Here is a 16418-nt window from a genome sequence, read left to right on the forward strand (position 1 = left end):
TTGTGGCTAGAGCTGGCAGCCGGGGCACCAGTAGAGTTTGCGGGCCTGCATCACCTCGAGGGCGATGTTGGTCCCGCAGCGCCGACACGGCAGACCGGCCCGGCGGTAGACCCAGTGCCGGTCGGCGAGGTTCCCCATCGCCGCCACATAAGCTTCGGGATCCAGGTCGTCCATGGTCATCATCTGACCGGTTTCCACGCCGATCCGCAGCAGCACACCCCAGTCTCGCCAGAGCCCACGCACCACATCCTCGGGGACCTGCTTGCCCGGCGTGTGCGGGTTCAGCGCGGCCCGGAAGAGCATTTCGGCGCGATAGACGTTGCCGATCCCGGCGACCACCGACTGGTCCATCAGCAGCTGCCCGATGGCCACCTGCCGCTTGCGTACGGCAGCCACAAACTTCTCCTCGGCCGCGGCTGAGTCATCGGTCAGAGGATCCGGACCCAGGGAGTCGATCTTCGCCTGAACCGCATCCGGAGTCATGACCTCACACGCGGTCGGGCCGCGCAGGTCCGCGACCGCGGTCTCGGTGAGCAGGCGCAGGCGCACCTGACCCACCGGAGCCGGCGGGAAGGTTTCATCCTCGGCCCCGGCCAGCGCCTTGGTCTGCTCGGACATGCGCATCCGGGCATTGCGCGGAGCACCGATCGAAGAAATCGAGTCCTCCCCGCCGCGATCGATCAGCAGGCCCGGATCCAGCGCGGTTCCGCGCTGGTTGGTCTGCCCCATCCGCCCCGACGCGCTGGCAATCGTGGGATCGGTGGAGATGCTCCCGGCAAAATCCCACGCCCCGTAGAGCCCGAGGTGCACCCGCAGCCAGAGGTCCCCATCAAACTCGGCAAACATCTGCTTTCCGACCGCGTCCACCCGCAGCAGTTCGTGGCCGCTGAGTACCTCGGCACCCTCGGCAAAGCGCCCCTGCGGGCTCGAGGCGAACACGGGGGTGTTCAGAAAGTTGCGTTCAAACTGCCGCGCGATGCGGTGTACGGAGTGTCCCTCGGGCACGGTCGACTAGCCGCGCGAAACCGGGCGCTCGACACCCTTACCGGCGATATCGCCGGTGGTCTCATACTCGGCCAGCTGTGCGATGCGACGTACGTGACGCTCATCCTGCGAGAAGGGCTCGGCGATGAAGGCCTCCACAAAGGCCAGCACCTCGGACTCCTCGTGCTGGCGGGCACCGATCGAGATGACATTGGCATCGTTGTGATCGCGAGCCAGCGTGGCGGTGGAGTGGTTCCACACCAGCGCAGCGCGCACACCCTCAACCTTGTTGGCGGCGATGGCCTCGCCGTTACCGGAACCACCAAACACCACACCGAGCGCCTGAACGCCGGCGCGCTGGTCGGCCACGGTTGCGGCGGCCGCATTGATGCAGAAGGCCGGGTAGTCATCCAGGGCGTCGTAGGAGGTGGGACCGTGGTCCACCACCTCGTGGCCCAGGCTCACCAGGTGGTCCTGCAGCGCGCGACTAAATTCGAGGCCGGCGTGATCGGTGGCGACGTGAATACGCATGATTCGTGAAAATCCTTTAGTTGAAGATGGGGCCGACGGTGCGCGAGCGCTTGAGCTCAAAGAAGCCCGGGTACGAGGATACCGCGAGCACTCCGTCCCAGAGACGCAGGGCTTCCTCGCCGGACGGCGCCGGGGAGATGACCGGACCGAAGAAGGCGGTGCCGTTGACGGCGATGATCGGGGTGCCCACATCCTGACCCACCAGCGCGATTCCACTGCCGTGGCTCTCGCGCAGCGCGACATCGTGAGCCTCGGAATCGGCGAGGGCAGCCAGGCCGGCATCCAGACCCACCTCGGCGAGCGCCTCGGCGATGATCGCATCCTGATCGGTGCGTCCGCCCGGGTGAATACGGGTGCCCAGGGCGTCGTACAGCGGCTTGATGTGCTCGGGGCCCACCTCTTCGGCCACACCGGTCACCAGGCGGTTGTACCGCAGCACCTTGGCCAGGCCCGCACGACGCTCGTCGGTGAGGTCGGCGTTGTTTTCGTTGAGCACGGCGAGGCTCATCGGGTGCCAGGTGACATTCAGCTCACGCTGCGCGGACACATTATCGACCCAGCGGGAGGTCATCCAGGCCCAGGGGCACGACGGGTCAAACCAGAAATCTACGGTATCCATGTCCCTATTCAATCGCATTCGTGAACGCCACGCATGCGCAATCGGCAAGGCTGGGAATTTGCGCAGCAGCGGAGGGGAATTTACGCGGATTCGATCCGCGCCGCACGCAGTTTGGGGATGAGTCGACGCACCCGCGCCGCACTGACGCTGGCGAGGATGCACCAGAGCGCCCCGGAGATCAGGATCGGAAGCACCGAGTTGGCCCAGGTTTGACCCTCAAGGTTTTGCTGCAGCACGGTGATCGAGAGCAGGATCACCACGCCGGCACCGGAAATCGCCGTGCCGATCCCCTGCTGGACGGCAATCGTGTTGGCCGGGGTCTCCCCGCGGATCACCCAGAACGCCGGCACCGCGATAATCAGCGTGATCAGCAGGGCGAACAGCAGCGGGAACACGATCGTCCAACCCAGTGCAATGGTGCTGTCGGCCTCGCCCGTGATCATCGACCACTGGGTGACCACCTGCGCGGGCAGCCTCGGTGCCCAGAGCGCGAGCATCAGGGTTCCGATCAGCCCGGGGATCATCGGCGGGACCAGAAAGAGGAGGCGCGCCCGGGTGCGCATTCGCGGCACCGTCGAAGTGGCTGCGTTTTCTGCGCTCATCACGGGCTCCTTGCTCGGTGGGTGTTCCGAGCCTAGCGGGAATACACCGGTGGCGAGAAGGGGGTTCAATCGCCACCGGTGTGGATGAATTCGGCCTGCAGGTGGCGCGAATCATCGGGGTGAACCCGATTGTCACAGGTGAGTGTCGGGTTCCCCCTCACCGTAGCCCTCGGGTCTGCGCCGAGCATGGTCCGCGTCGCATAATGGCGCATTGGCCGCGCAGAGTTAGCCCGCGGCAGAACCGGAATGGCGCAGTGGCCGCGCAGAGCTAGCCCGCGGCAGAACCGGAATGGCGCAGTGGCCGCGCGGGGCTAGTCCGCGGCAGATGTGGGCCGCTCGCCTCGCTGCACCAGGGTGTTCAGCAGAGCCGCGGGAGTCTGCGGGTCGGCCAGGGTGATAACCAGGCGCCGCCCGTCCCGCCGCTCTACCTCAAGGGCGGGGCCGGAACGCAGGATGATACCCAGTCGTCTGTTTGCGCCCACGCGCCATCCCCATCCGCCGAAGTCGGCGACCGGGTTGACCTCTACCACGTGTGCGCCCACGATCTCGTCGAGTGGAATCTCCACCCGAGGCCAGCCGAGGGTCGCGTGCGCGCGGAAGCCCGCCCGATCGGCCCGCAACCGCCACGAGAACATCGAGAGGACCGAGACCAGCACCACCACGATGACCGCGGTGATGATCGCGGCGACCGGGTTGAATTCGGAATCCACCAGCAGCTGCCAGAGCAGCAGCGTGATCAGGCCGAGCAGGACCACGCCGAGTACCACCCGCATCAGGGTGCCGATGGAGGCGGAGGCGATCCACACCGCACGAGCATCGGCGGGAAGGTTCAGGGTCGGAGTGTTCACCGCGCTTTCGGGCGTCGCGACATCGGCGGGGAGCGCGCGCCGAATGAGGATGGTTCCCAGCACGCTGAGCGCTACCCAGGCGACGGCCACCACAAAAAATGGAATCAGCACCGACGGATCATCCTGGCCCGGTCCCGTGCGTTGACGGATCACGGTCGCGGGAAGGAGGGTGGCCAGGAGCCCACCAAACAGGCAGGAAAACCCCGAGAGCAGGGCGATGCCCAGGCGTCCACCGCGCGCGGCGCCGGGAAGCAGAATCAGCAGGCCCAGAAGCAGCGCGACCCCGAGTATCGGGAGTCCCACCACCACGGGGAGCCAGGCGGTCGAGGTCCAGCCATTTGCCTCGCCGGCGAGACCCCAGTGGGTGATCACCTCGGCGGGCAGGTCGGCGCGCCAGGTGCGAATCAGCCCCGCCGCGGCGAGACCGGCCAGGGCGGGAAGGATCAGGGCAAACAGTGCCACCAGCCGGGTCTGGGCCGCGGTGCGAGTGGGGGTGACGGTGAGGTTCATCGGGGGCCTTCCTGGGTGGTTTGGGTGGATGATAAGCGGGCGCGAACAAGCGAGATAAGGGTGTCGGGGCCGATTCTGGCGGCGCTCGCGGCGCCGATCAGGGCGTCCAGCGCCGCCGTCACCTCGGCCAGGTCTCGGCTGGGCGCGGTGATGACGGCGCCGCGGCCACGGCGCAGATCGAGCAGCCCCTCCTCGCGCAGAGCCTGGTACGCACGCAGCACCGTATGCACGTTCAGGTCGAGCGATCCGGCGAGTTCGCGGGCACTGGGGAGGCGCTCCCCGTTGGCAATGCTCCCGTCCAGGATGCCCGCCCGGATGCTCGCCGCGAGCTGCTCATAGAGCAACACGGTCGACTGTGGGTCCACGCTGAGTAACATTAAACCTCCACTTGTTCTACTTCAACTAGAACAATACCCGGCGTGTCTTTCCTCCACAAGTCGTCACACACCGCGGGCTTTCCACAACCCCGGTATTCCGGGCCGATCACGCGGTACGCTGAATGTTGGACACAATCCCATCCACTGCAAGGAGTGAAATTGCCCGGAGAAAACCTGACCCGGACCGAGGCCGCCGAGCGCGCCTCCATCGTCTCGGTCGAGTCCTACGACATCAACATTGACCTCACCACCGGTGACGAGGTCTTCCGCACCGTGAGCACCGTGACGTTCACCGCGACCCCGGGCAGCTCGACCTTCATCGACGCCGTGACCCGCACCGTACACTCGGTTACCCTCAACGGCACCGCGCTGGACGTGGCCGCCATCAACGATGACAGCCGCATCGCACTGTCCGGCCTGGCCGAGCACAACGTGCTGGTGGTCGACGCCGACCACGCCTACACCAACACCGGTCAGGGCCTGCACCGCTTCGTGGACCCCGCCGACAACGAGGTTTACCTCTACAGCCAGTTCGAGGTTCCGGACTCCCGCCAGGTCTATGCGGTCTTCGAGCAGCCCGACCTCAAGGCTGCCTTCACCTTCACCGTGACCGCGCCGCTGGCCTGGCAGGTCATCTCCAACTCCCCCACCCCCGAACCCGTGGACAACGGCAACGGGTCGGGCACCTGGAGCTTTGAGCCCACCCCGCGCATCTCCTCGTACATCACCGCCCTGGTGGCCGGCCCGTACCAGGTCTGGCGCTCGGAGCTCACCTCGAGCGATGGCCGCGTCATCCCGCTGGGTGTCTTCGCCCGTGCCTCGATGGCCGAGTACATGGACGCCGACTACATCTTCGACAAGACCCGCGAGGGCTTCACCTTCTTCGAAGACAAGTTCGACGTGCCCTACCCCTTCGCCAAGTACGACCAGATGTTTGTGCCCGAGTACAACATGGGTGCCATGGAGAACGCCGGTGCGGTCACCTTCACCGAGACCTACGTCTTCCGTTCCAAGGTCACCGACGCCATCAAGGAGCGTCGCGTGGTCACCGTGCTGCACGAGCTGGCCCACATGTGGTTCGGTGACCTCGTGACCATGCGCTGGTGGAACGACCTGTGGCTCAACGAGTCCTTCGCCGAGTGGGCATCAACCATCGCCACCGCCGAGGCCACCGAGTGGACCGAGGCCTGGACCACCTTCGCCGCCATGGAGAAGGCCTGGGCGTACCGTCAGGACCAGCTGCCCTCGACCCACCCGATCGTCGCCGAGATCAACGACCTCAACGATGTGCTGGTGAACTTCGACGGCATCACCTACGCCAAGGGTGGATCGGTGCTCAAGCAGCTCGCCGCCTGGGTCGGCATCGACGCGTTCTACGCCGGTGTCTCCGCGTACTTCAAGAAGCACGCCTTCGGCAACACCGTCCTCGCCGACCTGCTGGTTGAGCTGGAGAAGGCCTCGGGCCGCGACCTCTCCGAGTGGTCGACCCTGTGGCTGGAAACCGCCGGCGTCAACACGCTGCGTCCCGAGATCGAGGTGGACGAGGCCGGTGTGATCACCTCGTTCGCGATCCTGCAGAGCGCCGCGGCCGACTACCCCACCATCCGTCCGCACCGCCTGGCCATCGGGTTCTACAACCTGGTCGACGGCAAGCTGATCCGCGAGAACCGTCTGGAACTCGACGTGGATGGCGAACGCACCGAGGTGGCCGAACTGATCGGTCGCACCCGCCCGGACCTCGTCCTGCTGAACGACGACGACCTGGCCTACGCCAAGATTCGTCTGGATGCCGCCTCCCTTGAGGTTGCTACACAGCACCTCGCCGACATCAGCGACCCGCTGGCCCGCGCCCTGGTGTGGAGCAGCGCCTGGGACGCCACCCGCGACGCCGAGACCCCGGCCCGCGACTACGTCGACCTGGTGCTGAACCACATCGCCACCGAGACCGAGTCCACCACCCTGCGCACCACCCTGAACCAGCTGCTGCTCGCGGCCGAGGCCTATGTGGCCGAGGACATCCGCGAGGAGACCCTGGCCAAGGTGGGCGACGGCCTGCTGGCTCTGGCCCGCGGTGCCGAGGCCGGCAGCGATGCCCAGTTCCAGTTCGTGAAGTTCTTTGCCGCGATCTCCAACACTGACGCCCACCTCGACGTGGTCGCCGCCCTGCTGGACGGCAGCGAGACCCTCGCCGAGCTGACCGTAGACACCGACCTGCGTTGGGAGCTGCTGAGCGCCCTGGCAACCGGTGGTCGCGTGGGTGACGCCGAGATCGACGCCGCACTGGCCGCCGACAACACCGCCGGTGGTGCCAAGGCCGCCGCTCAGGCTCGCGCCGCCCTGCCGGGTGTCGCCGCCAAGCAGCGCGCCTGGGACAGCGTGGTGGTGGATGACTCCGCCGCCAACGCCATCGTCTCGGCCACCACGCTGGGCTTCCAGCGCCTGCACGATGCCGCCGATCAGGAGCCCTTCCGCACCCTGTACTTCGACGTCATCGCCGACCTGTGGGAAAAGCGTGCCTACCACGTGGCCGAGCCGCTGATCTCGGGCCTGTACCCGTCGTCGCTGATCGACACCGATCTGCGCGACGCCGCACACACCTGGCTCGCGGAAAACGCCGAGCGCCCCGCCGCACTGCGCCGGATCGTCCTCGAGGCCGTCGCCGGCACCGAGCGCGCCCTGGCGGCACGCGAGCGCGACGCGCAGCGCTAGTTCGAACACCGGGCTAGCCCGAACACCGAGCTAGCCCGAACACCGAGCTAGTTCGAACACCGAGCTAGCCCGAAACGCCGGTACTTCCGGCGGTCGCCACGCGCGACACCACCCGTTAGCGGCGGGCATCCAGGATCTCCCGGGTGCCCGCCGCTACACTTTCAGGCATGGCAACCACACCGGACACCCCCACCACCCCGGACGTCGTCGTGCAGAACATCTGGGACACCATCGGCGCCTTCATGCTGAGCCCGCTGGGCAAGCTGGTCCAGGTAGCACTGATCATTGCCGGTGCGATCATCGCATCCTGGATCCTGCGCCTGTTCATTCGCCGGGTGGTCAGCCAGATCGTCAACGGCGTCAAAAAGAATCAGGGTGCCGAGGACACGCAGGCGCTGAGCGTGTCCCCGCTCGCCGCGGTCCGCCTGGTGCAGCGCACCCGTACCCTGGGTACCGTGATGAGCAACATCGTCAACGTGGTCGTGGTGATTATCGCGATCGTGATGATCGTCAACGTGATCGACGACAAGCTCATCGGTTCGCTCTCCCTGCTCACCGCGGCACTCGGTGCCGGCCTCGGTTTTGGTGCCCAGAACATCGTCAAGGACGTCTTCAACGGCCTGTTCATGGTGATGGAGGATCAGCTGGGTGTGGGTGACGTGGTGGAGCTTGGCGGCGCCACCACCCTCGCCACCGGCGTGGTGGAGCGGGTGGGAATCCGGGTCACCCAGATTCGCGACGTCAACGGCACGCTCTGGTTTGTCCGCAACGGCGAGGTACTGCGAGTGGGAAACACCTCTCAGGGATGGTCCCGGGTGATCGTGGACCTCGCGGTGCCGTACACCTCGGATGTGGTCCACGCCCAGGAGCTGGCGCTGGAAACCGCAAACACGCTCGCCCACACGCCGAAGTGGCGCTCGCGCATCATCGATCGCCCCGAGGTCTGGGGCATCGAGTCGGTGTCCGCCGACGCGCTGGTGGTACGCGTGGTGGTCAAAACCCGCACCGCCGCCAAGGATGATGTCTCCCGCGAGCTGCGCACCCGCCTGTTCCAGGACTTCCGCGAGCAGGACGTGCCGCTCACCTCGCTCGAGGCCGTAGTCCTGTCCGGCTTCGACAGTGCCGGCAGCGTGCTCGGGGCCAAGCCTCCGCGTACCCGCCCGATCGGCACCGTCAACCAGAGCCTCACCAAGCCGCCGGCGGAGGACAAGCCCGCCTCCAAGCGTGCGCCGCGACGCAAGTCCACCGGGGAGAACCCGGCGGGGCAGACTCCGCCCACCGAGTAGGCTGGAAGGGCACCCAGGTGCCCGGCCGGACACGTGCCGGAGGATTGAGAAGGAGCGTTATGTCCACCCCCGAGGGTCAGTATCCCAAGAATCTGCTCGGTCGCACCGACTATGAGCGCTTTGGTGGCCGTCCGGCCTTCGAGATCCTGGTGAACGAGTTCTATCGCGGCATCGCCGATGACCCGATCCTTCGCCCGATGTACCCCGAGGAAGATCTGGGGCCGGCGACCGAGCGCATGCTGATGTTCCTGGAGCAGTACTGGGGTGGACCCACCACCTACTCCGAGCAGCGCGGTCACCCCCGCCTGCGCATGCGTCACAATGCGTTCAAGGTGAATCCCGCCGCCCGCGACCGCTGGCTGATCCACATGCGCGCCGGGGTCGACAAGATGAACCTCTCCCCCGCCGATGACGCGATCCTCTGGGACTACCTCTCCCGCGCGGCCACTGCGATGGTCAACACGTTTGAGGAGTAACCAGGACGCGGCACCCTGCGCGCGGCGAAGCACATGTAGGTGACTCGTGGCAATGCGTGGTGCCGCGCGATCCCGCGTGGTGGGGGTAGGGGTAGGGACACCATGGCGTTTTGACATGTCAATGACGTGTCAAAACAGGCCTGACTCAGAAAACCTATGGGCCTCGCCGCCAGACTCGTGCTGTACACCCGCCCTCGCCTCGCCGCCTGCCTCCGCCGCATCAACAGCCCTGCCCCGCCTCGTCACCCACCTCGCGCGGCGGCACTAGCTGCTATGCCCAGCGACCGGGACTAGCGGGCGGAGCGTCCAGCTCGCACGGCGAAGCGGGTGTAGGTGTCGAGTAGCTCGGGGGTCCGCGCGTCGGCTACCGCGGTGTCGGTGCGTTCGAAGCCGGCGCGGCGAGCCACCGCTGCCGAAGCTAGATTGAGTGGATCGATGCGCAGGTACACCTCATCCAGACCCACCAGGCCCAGCGCGTACTCGCTGAGCGCGATTACCGCAGCGGCAGCATAACCGTGGCCGCGCTTCCCCGCCGCAAGCCAGTATCCGATCTCGGCGGCTCGATGGTCGGCGCGGATACTCACAAACCCAAACGAGCCAAACGGAACGTCCTCCCGCGGATCCACCAGCGCCAGCGAACCGCCGGCCCCCGAGGCCCAATCGCTCGCGGTAGTCTCCAGGAAAAACTCGGCGTTCTCCCGCGTATACGGGGTGGGGATTGTGGTCCAGCGCTGAATTTCGGGATCCTGGCACTCGGCCGTAATCACATCCTCGTCGCCGACACGCCACGGGCGAAGCCGCAGGTCTTCCCGGATCGGAATGGTCGGAGCGCTGGGCGGCAGGGGCAGGTCCATCACCCTATTATCCGAGCAGGCCCGGTGACGAGCAAGCCTCGGGCGGAGAAGAGCCGAGGACGTGTCCCACCGCGACTCGTCACAGCGTGTCGATACCGGCCGCGACACTAGTTCACCAGCAGGCCGCCGCCCGAGCGACGCACCAGGACGTGACCGCGCAGGCTGGTGATTCGAGTCCAGGACCCGGAGGTGAAAATCGCAAGTTCCTCGGCGTCATCGGGTCCCAGGAACCCCAGCGCATCGGCGGCGAAGGCCACGCCGCCGGGAAGGCCCGGTGCATCCTCAAGGTCGCGACCCCAGACGCCCATGCGCACGCCGGCCACGATGGGATCCCCGGCATTCGCGGGCAGCGCGGCGGCAATCTCGGTGACGCCGGCGCGGGCGCCGGCCCGCAGCACCCCCGCGCTCACGCTTCCGGTGCGCTCCCAGCCCCCGCGCGGCGCGGCGATTCCCGACCAGGAGGCACGCACCTCGGCGGGAGGCAGGCGCACCTCGTGCAGCGCGGTCCCCAGGGCATCGAGCCGGGCCAATCGCTCCAGAACCGATGCGGGAGCCACCACGGTGTCAAAGGAGGCATCAGCGGCCAGCGCAAAGGTGCGCAGCCCGAGGATCGTGGGCCCACTAGACAGAATGCCGCGCGGCACCAAAACCGGGCTGGATACCGCGAGCACTCCCCCGGCACCCACCAGGCGCACGGCCTCCCGATCCACCCGTCCGGCGCGTTGCACAAACACGGTCAGATCGGATCGAGTCTCGGAATCGGCCAGGGTAAAGGAGGTATCCATCACAGATCTAAACTATCCGGGACTCCCCGGCATTCCCAACCCGGCGTCGCGAGGCGGCCTAAACTAGACCCCGTAGGTTTTACCAACAAGGAGTTCTATGTCTGCCCCTCTCGACTCGCTGCTGCACGCGCTGGATCTGACCGATACCGGTGCTCGGACCAGCGAGGACATCTTCACCGGCCCCTCCGAATGGGCCCCCGGGGGACGCGTCTTTGGTGGACAGGTGCTCGCACAGTCGGTGGTGGCCGCCGCCCGCACCGTGGCAGACGACCGCTTTGTCCACTCGATGCACGGCTACTTCCTCCGCCCCGGCAACGTGGATCTGCCGATCACCTTCTCGGTGGACCGCATCCACGACGGCCGATCCTTCAGCACCCGTCGCACCCAGGCCTATCAGGATGGCCGCCCGATCTTTTCGATGATCGCCTCGTTCCAGGATGAGGACCCGGGCCTCGAACATCAGGATGAGATGCCCGCCGGTATTCCCGATCCCGAAACACTGCCCAGCGCAGCCGATATGCTCGCCGGCATCGACAATCCCGTGGCCAAGCAGTGGGCCACCGGCCGCGCCTTTGATATTCGGCACATCCCCACGCCGATCTACTTCCAGGTGCCCGAAAAGACCTCGCATCAGGCAGTCTGGATGCGCGTGCTGGGTGACATGCCGGACAACGATCTGCTGCACCGCGCCGCCATCGCCTATGCCAGTGACTATACGATTCTGGAGCCGATCCTGCGTGCCCACGGCATCCCCTGGGTGACCCCGGGCCTCAAGATCGCCAGCCTGGACCACGCAATGTGGTGGCACCGTCCGGCCCGCGCCGACGAATGGCTGCTCTACGTACAGGAGTCAATTTCGGCCCGCGGCGGCCGCGGGCTGTCCCGCGGGAAAATCTTTGACCGCGCCGGAAACCTGGTTGCCAGCATCGCCCAGGAGGGCATGGTCCGGGTCCCCGACGCGCGCGACTAAGCTCAACAACCAGAAACGGCCCCGAATAATCGGGGCCGTTTCTGGTTGTGGCTAGCGTTCGCGGAAGACCACCGGGTCCTCCAGCAGCGGCGTCCACGCCTCGCGCTGCTCGGCCGGCACCCGCATCGGGCGGCCCGAGGCGGCATCCACCAGGACCATCGTGGTCGAGGCGATCGCAAACACAGTGGCGTCCGCGTCGGCACTGTCCCGCACCTCGTAGTGCACCTCCATCGAGGCACCACCCAGACGCGCGATCCACAGGCGGATGATGATGGGCTTCTGGCGGTAGGACAGCGGTGCCAAATACTCAATCCGCTGCGATCCGATCAGGGTCATGATGCCCGAGCCGGCCTCGGCCGAGATGACCGCCAGATCGGCGGGCAGATCGGACTCCCCGGGCTGCCGGGTCCAGAACACCCGCACGCGGGCCTCCTCCAGCAGGCGGAAAAACTCCACGTTATTGACGTGGTTGTAGGCGTCCAGGTCCGACCAGCGCAGGGGCAGCGGCACATCAATCTTCATAACAGAACCTCCATCGGGGAATGAAAAACGGCGGCCTGGGCGGGTTTCCCCGCCGCAGACCGCCGAGAATCAGCTAGTCGCGGGTGAGCTTGCGGTACGAGGCGCGCGACGGCTTCGCGGCGTCGGGGCCGAGACGCTCGATCTTGTTCTCCTCGTAGGATTCGAAGTTACCCTCGAACCAGTACCAGGAGGCCGGGTTCTCCTCGGTGCCCTCATACGCGAGAATGTGGGTCGCGATGCGGTCCAGGAACCACCGGTCGTGGGTGATGACCACGGCGCAACCGGGGAACTCCAGCAGGGCATTCTCGAGGCTGGAGAGGGTTTCCACGTCGAGGTCGTTGGTGGGCTCATCGAGCAGCAGGAGGTTTCCACCCTGCTTCAGGGTCAGCGCCAGGTTCAGACGGTTGCGCTCACCACCGGAGAGCACACCGGCCTTCTTCTGCTGGTCCGGACCCTTGAATCCGAAGGTCGAGACATAGGCGCGCGAGGGGATCTCGACGTTGCCCACCTGGATGTAGTCGAGCCCGTCGGACACAACCTCCCACAGGGTCTTCTCCGGGTCGATGCCGCCACGGGACTGGTCCACGTAGCTCAGCTTGACGGTCTCGCCAACCTTGAGCTCGCCGCCATCCAGCGGCTCGATGCCCACGATGGTCTTGAACAGCGTGGTCTTACCCACACCGTTGGGGCCGATGATTCCGACGATACCGTTACGCGGCAGCGAGAAGCTCAGACCGTCGATCAGGGTGCGGTCGCCGAAGCCCTTGTTCAGGTTCTTCGCCTCCAGCACCACCGAGCCCAGACGCGGACCCGCGGGGATCTGAATCTCCTCGAAGTCCAACTTCCGGGTCCGCTCGGCCTCGGCCGCCATCTCCTCGTAGCGAGCCAGACGAGCCTTCGACTTGGTCTGACGACCCTTGGCGTTCGAGCGCACCCACTCGAGTTCCTCGGTCAGGCGCTTGGCCAGCTTGGCGTCCTTCTTGCCCTGGACCTGCAGACGCTCGGCCTTCTTCTCCAGGTAGGTCGAGTAGTTACCCTCGTAGGGGTACAGGCGACCGCGGTCGACCTCACAGATCCAGCCGGCCACGTGGTCGAGGAAGTAACGGTCGTGGGTCACGGCCATGACCGCACCGGGGTACTTGGACAGGTGCTGCTCAAGCCACAGCACGCTCTCGGCGTCCAGGTGGTTGGTGGGCTCATCGAGCAGCAGCAGGTCGGGCTTCTGCAGTAGGAGCTTACAGAGCGCAACGCGGCGCTTCTCACCACCGGAGAGGTTGGAGATCTCGGCGTCGCCGGGCGGGCAGCGCAGGGCATCCATGGCCTGCTCCAGCTGGGAGTCGAGGTCCCAGGCGTCGGCGGCGTCGATGGCCTCCTGCAGCTTGCCCATCTCCTCCAGCAGCGCGTCGAAGTCGGCGTCGGGCTCGGCCATCTCGGCGGAGATCGCGTTGAAGCGGTCTACCTGAACCTTGATCTCGCCGAGGCCGTCCTGCACGTTCTGCAGCACGGTCTTGGTTTCATCCAGTTCGGGCTCCTGCATGAGGATGCCCACGGTGAAACCGGGGGTGAGCTTTGCGTCACCGTTGCTGGGGGTGTCGAGGCCCGCCATGATCTTCAGGATCGTGGACTTACCGGCACCGTTCGGACCAACCACACCAATCTTCGCTCCGGGGAGGAACGCCATGGTGACGTCGTCGAGAATAACCTTGTCGCCAACCGCCTTGCGGGCGCGGACCATCGAGTAAATGTATTCAGCCATATCGACACCAGTCTAGTGGGGATCGGCGTCCACGTCAGCCCGAAACGACGGCGGGCCGCGCAGGCTTTCCCGGTTCGTCACCCGCCGGCAACGATTCGGAGTGTTACCAGTCGATCGTGCGGGTCTTGCCGATGAGGCAGCCGCCATTGTCCAGCTTGGGCTGCACCGTGGAGTGATAGCCCTGCACCGTGGGACCAAACTGACCCACCAGGCACTGATCCTTCCAGAGGACCGCAAACTCGATGGCATCCACCGGACGACCCAGCGTGGTCTTATCCTCGGATACCTGCATCGCCGCCTTATCAAATCCGGCGGCGACCAGACCGTCGATCAGGTCTTTGCCCACGGCCTCGGGTTTGGCCGCGACGGTGGCACGATTCACCTGGTCGAAGAAGGGCAGGTTTTCCTCGGCGGTCCCGTCGGGCTTGAGTTCGGCGGGCACCGCGGGGGCGTTACTTGCGGAGGCACTCGAAGTGTCCGAAGGCTTGGGACTCGGCGAAGCCGTACAGCCGGCCAGGGTGAGTGCGGCTGCCAGTACCACTCCAACGCGCACGCTCCGGGTCATCTTCACGGGCCACCATCTCTCTCTTGGGAAATCCACACGGCTCCCTAGGCTACTTCCCGGGCCGCGTGCCTCCGATTGTACGCATGAACCATGAAGACGGAGGCGCACCGGGCCGCTACTGTGCGACCCCACGGTCATTTGGATGCCCCCGCGAGACCAGGTGTGTGCCGGATGGATGGGGAGCCCCGCGGGAGCAACCGTCTTCAGTCTTGACGGAGCAGTGACAAAAACCCACGGCGCGGCCACGGTTGGGGATAACCCCGATCGTGGCCGCGCCTGGGGATAACCCCGGTGGCTCGCTAACGAACGATGTACTCTGCGAAGCGGCGACGCACCTTATTGACCTTGGGTACGGCCACCGCCAGGCAGTAGCCCTGGCCCGGGTTCTTGGCGAAGAAGTCCTGGTGGTAGTCCTCGGCGTCGAAGAACTCCCCCAGCGGCGAAATCTCGGTCACCACCTCACCGTCCCAAATATCGGCGGCACGTTCCCGGGCGGCCTCAAACAGCTCGCGCTGGGCCTCATCGGTGTAGAACATTGCCGAGCGATACTGGGTGCCCACATCGTTGCCCTGACGGTTGAGCTGACGCGGGTCGTGCAGGGTGAAGAACGCATCCAGGATGATGTCCGCGGGAATCACACTCTCGTCAAACACCACCCGAACCACCTCGGCGTGACCGGTGTGCCCGGTGCAGACGGCCTCATAGCTGGGGTTGGGGGTGGTGCCACCGGTGTATCCGGACACAACCTCGCTGACGCCATCCAGGGTGCGATAGACCGCGTCCAGACACCAGAAGCATCCGCCGGCCAAAACAAAACTTGTGGTCATGATTTCAGTCCTTTCCCTACCCGCCCGCGGGGCACGTATTCTCTGCGACTATAACCCGCACCGAGCCCCGCGCATTCCGGACGCGATGCATTCACGGCCTTTCTCCGGATTCGCGCCCAGGGTTCGGGCGTGTCCCGGTGTCGGTGGGTGGACGTACCGTCATTCACATGACAACTCCGACGCTCATCCAGGCCCACGGTGGCCTGCGCCTGCACCCGGTACGCCCCGCCCTGTGGCGCGTCATCGCGCGCGATGACCGCATCGTGGGCCATCTTGAAGCCCGGGACACCCCCGAGGGCGAGGTCTTTGTGGCCAAACGCTTCAGCGCCCTGGCGGGGTCCTTCACTCCGCTCGGGGAGTTCTGGTCCGCGGATGACGCGGTCGACTGCCTGCGCTGCGCCTAACAAACGGCCCCGACGCGTGCTTGGGTGGGAAATTCCCGCAAAATTTCGCGACACGGTGGCCGCGGCACGGCCCGAGCGACAAGATCGCGGGTAGGGTGCGAACTATGGACACCTGGCACGACTTTATCTCCTGGATTGGCTCGGACGCAGCCCACCCGACCCTGTTCTCCGCCGCCGTCACCGCGGTCGCCATTCTGGTGTCGGTGATTGTCTCCGGCCTGATCGTGCGCGGGGCCATCCGTGCGCTGATCAATCGCCGCGACCGTGACGCAAAAACCGCGGCCATCGCGGCTCTGGTGGATGCCTCCACCGAGGCCGCCGTGTGGGCTTCGCTCACCCCGCAGGAACAGGTCCTCGCCGACCGTGCCGTGGGTCAGGCAGACATCACCCTGCGCCTGCTTCCCGTCTACGGGTCGGCCCTGGCGGCCAACTGGTCCGCACATCAGCTGGCCGAACTCAAGCGCAACTCCTCGGCCTTCGGCTTCCAGCTGGATCCGGTGGTGGCCGAGTTCCGTGACCGCCTGATCGAGTGGCAGAACAAGCCGCGTCGCGCCAAGAAGGTCTTCGAGGAAGACCTGCTGCGCTGGCGCACCGACGTCACCGAAAACCCGCGGGTTTCCCCCGCCTCCGATGCCTGGGTCGCGGCGCCCGAGAGCGCGGCTTCCGGGGGTGCGGCGCTCGGTGCCGACACCCGCACCCAGCAGCTGATCGACGATGTTGCGGCTATCGATCCCTCGGCACGCGCCGCCGGGGCCGACCCCGAGCGCAATACCCCGCACCCGCTCTAATCCGC

Annotated in this window: 18 protein-coding genes; 6 read left to right on the forward strand and 12 right to left on the reverse strand. The window is 66.2% G+C overall.

Translation table 11 applies throughout. The features are described 5' to 3' along the window. Positions 1-6 precede the first annotated feature (6 nt). The 6 genes from D9V34_RS11290 to D9V34_RS11315 form a co-directional block, all read right to left on the reverse strand. Entirely contained in the window at positions 7-1005 is a 999-nt protein-coding gene (locus D9V34_RS11290; RefSeq protein WP_121688892.1) for an Fpg/Nei family DNA glycosylase, read from the reverse strand. Positions 1006-1011: 6 nt separating this feature from the next. Next, the gene (locus D9V34_RS11295; RefSeq protein ID WP_030148811.1) at positions 1012-1515 is read right to left on the reverse strand and encodes a ribose-5-phosphate isomerase; all 504 of its coding nucleotides are present in this window, start codon (positions 1513-1515) and stop codon (positions 1012-1014) included. Between the two features lie 16 nt (positions 1516-1531). After that, positions 1532-2134 (reverse strand): mycothiol-dependent nitroreductase Rv2466c family protein, encoded by a 603-nt coding sequence (locus D9V34_RS11300; protein ID WP_121688893.1) that lies wholly within the window; start codon positions 2132-2134, stop codon positions 1532-1534. Positions 2135-2214: 80 nt separating this feature from the next. Continuing rightward, positions 2215-2736 (reverse strand): hypothetical protein, encoded by a 522-nt coding sequence (locus D9V34_RS11305; protein WP_121688894.1) that lies wholly within the window; start codon positions 2734-2736, stop codon positions 2215-2217. Positions 2737-3047: 311 nt separating this feature from the next. Continuing rightward, the gene (locus D9V34_RS11310) at positions 3048-4094 is read right to left on the reverse strand and encodes a DUF1648 domain-containing protein (RefSeq protein WP_121688895.1); all 1047 of its coding nucleotides are present in this window, start codon (positions 4092-4094) and stop codon (positions 3048-3050) included. Further along, entirely contained in the window at positions 4091-4471 is a 381-nt protein-coding gene (locus tag D9V34_RS11315; RefSeq protein ID WP_121688896.1) for a GntR family transcriptional regulator, read from the reverse strand. Before D9V34_RS11315 ends, D9V34_RS11310 begins: the two co-directional genes overlap by 4 nt. A 159-nt stretch (positions 4472-4630) precedes the next feature. Between D9V34_RS11315 and pepN the strand changes: the two genes are divergently transcribed. The 3 genes from pepN (at position 4631) to D9V34_RS11330 (ending at position 8942) form a co-directional block, all read left to right on the forward strand. After that, on the forward strand, positions 4631-7180 hold the full coding sequence (gene pepN / locus D9V34_RS11320; protein WP_121688897.1) for an aminopeptidase N: 2550 nt from the start codon (positions 4631-4633) through the stop codon (positions 7178-7180). 167 nt (positions 7181-7347) lie between these two features. Beyond that, a complete protein-coding gene (locus D9V34_RS11325) occupies positions 7348-8466 on the forward strand; it encodes a mechanosensitive ion channel family protein (RefSeq protein ID WP_183091963.1) in 1119 nt (372 codons plus the stop codon). 59 nt (positions 8467-8525) lie between these two features. Further along, positions 8526-8942 carry a globin gene (locus D9V34_RS11330; protein WP_121688898.1) on the forward strand — a complete coding sequence of 139 codons (417 nt, stop codon included), beginning with the start codon at positions 8526-8528 and terminating at the stop codon, positions 8940-8942. A 290-nt stretch (positions 8943-9232) separates the two neighbouring features. Here the strand turns inward: D9V34_RS11330 and D9V34_RS11335 are convergent, their stop codons facing one another. Continuing rightward, positions 9233-9796, reverse strand: a complete 564-nt coding sequence (locus tag D9V34_RS11335) for a GNAT family N-acetyltransferase (RefSeq protein ID WP_121688899.1) — start codon at positions 9794-9796, stop codon at positions 9233-9235. Between the two features lie 107 nt (positions 9797-9903). Then, positions 9904-10581, reverse strand: coding sequence for a DUF8185 domain-containing protein (locus D9V34_RS11340; protein ID WP_121688900.1), 678 nt, complete (start codon positions 10579-10581; stop codon positions 9904-9906). Between the two features lie 97 nt (positions 10582-10678). On the opposite strand from D9V34_RS11340, the gene D9V34_RS11345 reads away from it, so the two are divergent. Next, complete coding sequence (locus tag D9V34_RS11345) at positions 10679-11551, forward strand: acyl-CoA thioesterase (RefSeq protein ID WP_121688901.1); 873 nt, start codon at positions 10679-10681, stop codon at positions 11549-11551. A gap of 51 nt (positions 11552-11602) precedes the next feature. On the opposite strand, the gene D9V34_RS11350 is transcribed toward D9V34_RS11345, so the two are convergent. The 4 genes from D9V34_RS11350 to msrA form a co-directional block, all read right to left on the reverse strand. After that, complete coding sequence (locus tag D9V34_RS11350) at positions 11603-12073, reverse strand: acyl-CoA thioesterase (RefSeq protein ID WP_121688902.1); 471 nt, start codon at positions 12071-12073, stop codon at positions 11603-11605. Positions 12074-12146: 73 nt separating this feature from the next. Further along, the gene (gene ettA / locus D9V34_RS11355; RefSeq protein WP_121688903.1) at positions 12147-13829 is read right to left on the reverse strand and encodes an energy-dependent translational throttle protein EttA; all 1683 of its coding nucleotides are present in this window, start codon (positions 13827-13829) and stop codon (positions 12147-12149) included. 103 nt (positions 13830-13932) lie between these two features. Next, positions 13933-14382 (reverse strand): DUF6993 domain-containing protein, encoded by a 450-nt coding sequence (locus D9V34_RS11360; protein ID WP_245992004.1) that lies wholly within the window; start codon positions 14380-14382, stop codon positions 13933-13935. Between the two features lie 311 nt (positions 14383-14693). Continuing rightward, positions 14694-15221 (reverse strand): peptide-methionine (S)-S-oxide reductase MsrA, encoded by a 528-nt coding sequence (gene msrA, locus D9V34_RS11365; RefSeq protein ID WP_121688905.1) that lies wholly within the window; start codon positions 15219-15221, stop codon positions 14694-14696. 167 nt (positions 15222-15388) lie between these two features. Between msrA and D9V34_RS11370 the strand changes: the two genes are divergently transcribed. Continuing rightward, complete coding sequence (locus D9V34_RS11370) at positions 15389-15625, forward strand: hypothetical protein (RefSeq protein WP_147441692.1); 237 nt, start codon at positions 15389-15391, stop codon at positions 15623-15625. A 104-nt stretch (positions 15626-15729) separates the two neighbouring features. Continuing rightward, positions 15730-16413 (forward strand): hypothetical protein, encoded by a 684-nt coding sequence (locus tag D9V34_RS11375; protein WP_121688907.1) that lies wholly within the window; start codon positions 15730-15732, stop codon positions 16411-16413. The last annotated feature ends 5 nt before the right edge of the window (positions 16414-16418 follow it).

Origin of the sequence: Mycetocola lacteus (genome assembly GCF_003667575.1) — a bacterium.
GTDB classification, from domain to species: Bacteria; Actinomycetota; Actinomycetes; order Actinomycetales; family Microbacteriaceae; genus Mycetocola; species Mycetocola lacteus.

Bases quoted from the DNA above. Each gene is read 5' to 3' on its own strand.
- D9V34_RS11295 (WP_030148811.1), bottom strand. From the start codon at position 1,515: ATGCGTATTCACGTCGCCACCGATCACGCCGGCCTCGAATTTAGTCGC.
- D9V34_RS11300 (WP_121688893.1), bottom strand. From the start codon at position 2,134: ATGGATACCGTAGATTTCTGGTTTGACCCGTCGTGCCCCTGGGCCTGG.
- D9V34_RS11305 (WP_121688894.1), bottom strand. From the start codon at position 2,736: ATGAGCGCAGAAAACGCAGCCACTTCGACGGTGCCGCGAATGCGCACC.
- D9V34_RS11310 (WP_121688895.1), bottom strand. From the start codon at position 4,094: ATGAACCTCACCGTCACCCCCACTCGCACCGCGGCCCAGACCCGGCTG.
- D9V34_RS11315 (WP_121688896.1), bottom strand. From the start codon at position 4,471: ATGTTACTCAGCGTGGACCCACAGTCGACCGTGTTGCTCTATGAGCAG.
- D9V34_RS11325 (WP_183091963.1), top strand. From the start codon at position 7,348: ATGGCAACCACACCGGACACCCCCACCACCCCGGACGTCGTCGTGCAG.
- D9V34_RS11330 (WP_121688898.1), top strand. From the start codon at position 8,526: ATGTCCACCCCCGAGGGTCAGTATCCCAAGAATCTGCTCGGTCGCACC.
- D9V34_RS11335 (WP_121688899.1), bottom strand. From the start codon at position 9,796: ATGGACCTGCCCCTGCCGCCCAGCGCTCCGACCATTCCGATCCGGGAA.
- D9V34_RS11340 (WP_121688900.1), bottom strand. From the start codon at position 10,581: ATGGATACCTCCTTTACCCTGGCCGATTCCGAGACTCGATCCGATCTG.
- D9V34_RS11345 (WP_121688901.1), top strand. From the start codon at position 10,679: ATGTCTGCCCCTCTCGACTCGCTGCTGCACGCGCTGGATCTGACCGAT.
- D9V34_RS11350 (WP_121688902.1), bottom strand. From the start codon at position 12,073: ATGAAGATTGATGTGCCGCTGCCCCTGCGCTGGTCGGACCTGGACGCC.
- ettA (WP_121688903.1), bottom strand. From the start codon at position 13,829: ATGGCTGAATACATTTACTCGATGGTCCGCGCCCGCAAGGCGGTTGGC.
- msrA (WP_121688905.1), bottom strand. From the start codon at position 15,221: ATGACCACAAGTTTTGTTTTGGCCGGCGGATGCTTCTGGTGTCTGGAC.
- D9V34_RS11370 (WP_147441692.1), top strand. From the start codon at position 15,389: ATGACAACTCCGACGCTCATCCAGGCCCACGGTGGCCTGCGCCTGCAC.
- D9V34_RS11375 (WP_121688907.1), top strand. From the start codon at position 15,730: ATGGACACCTGGCACGACTTTATCTCCTGGATTGGCTCGGACGCAGCC.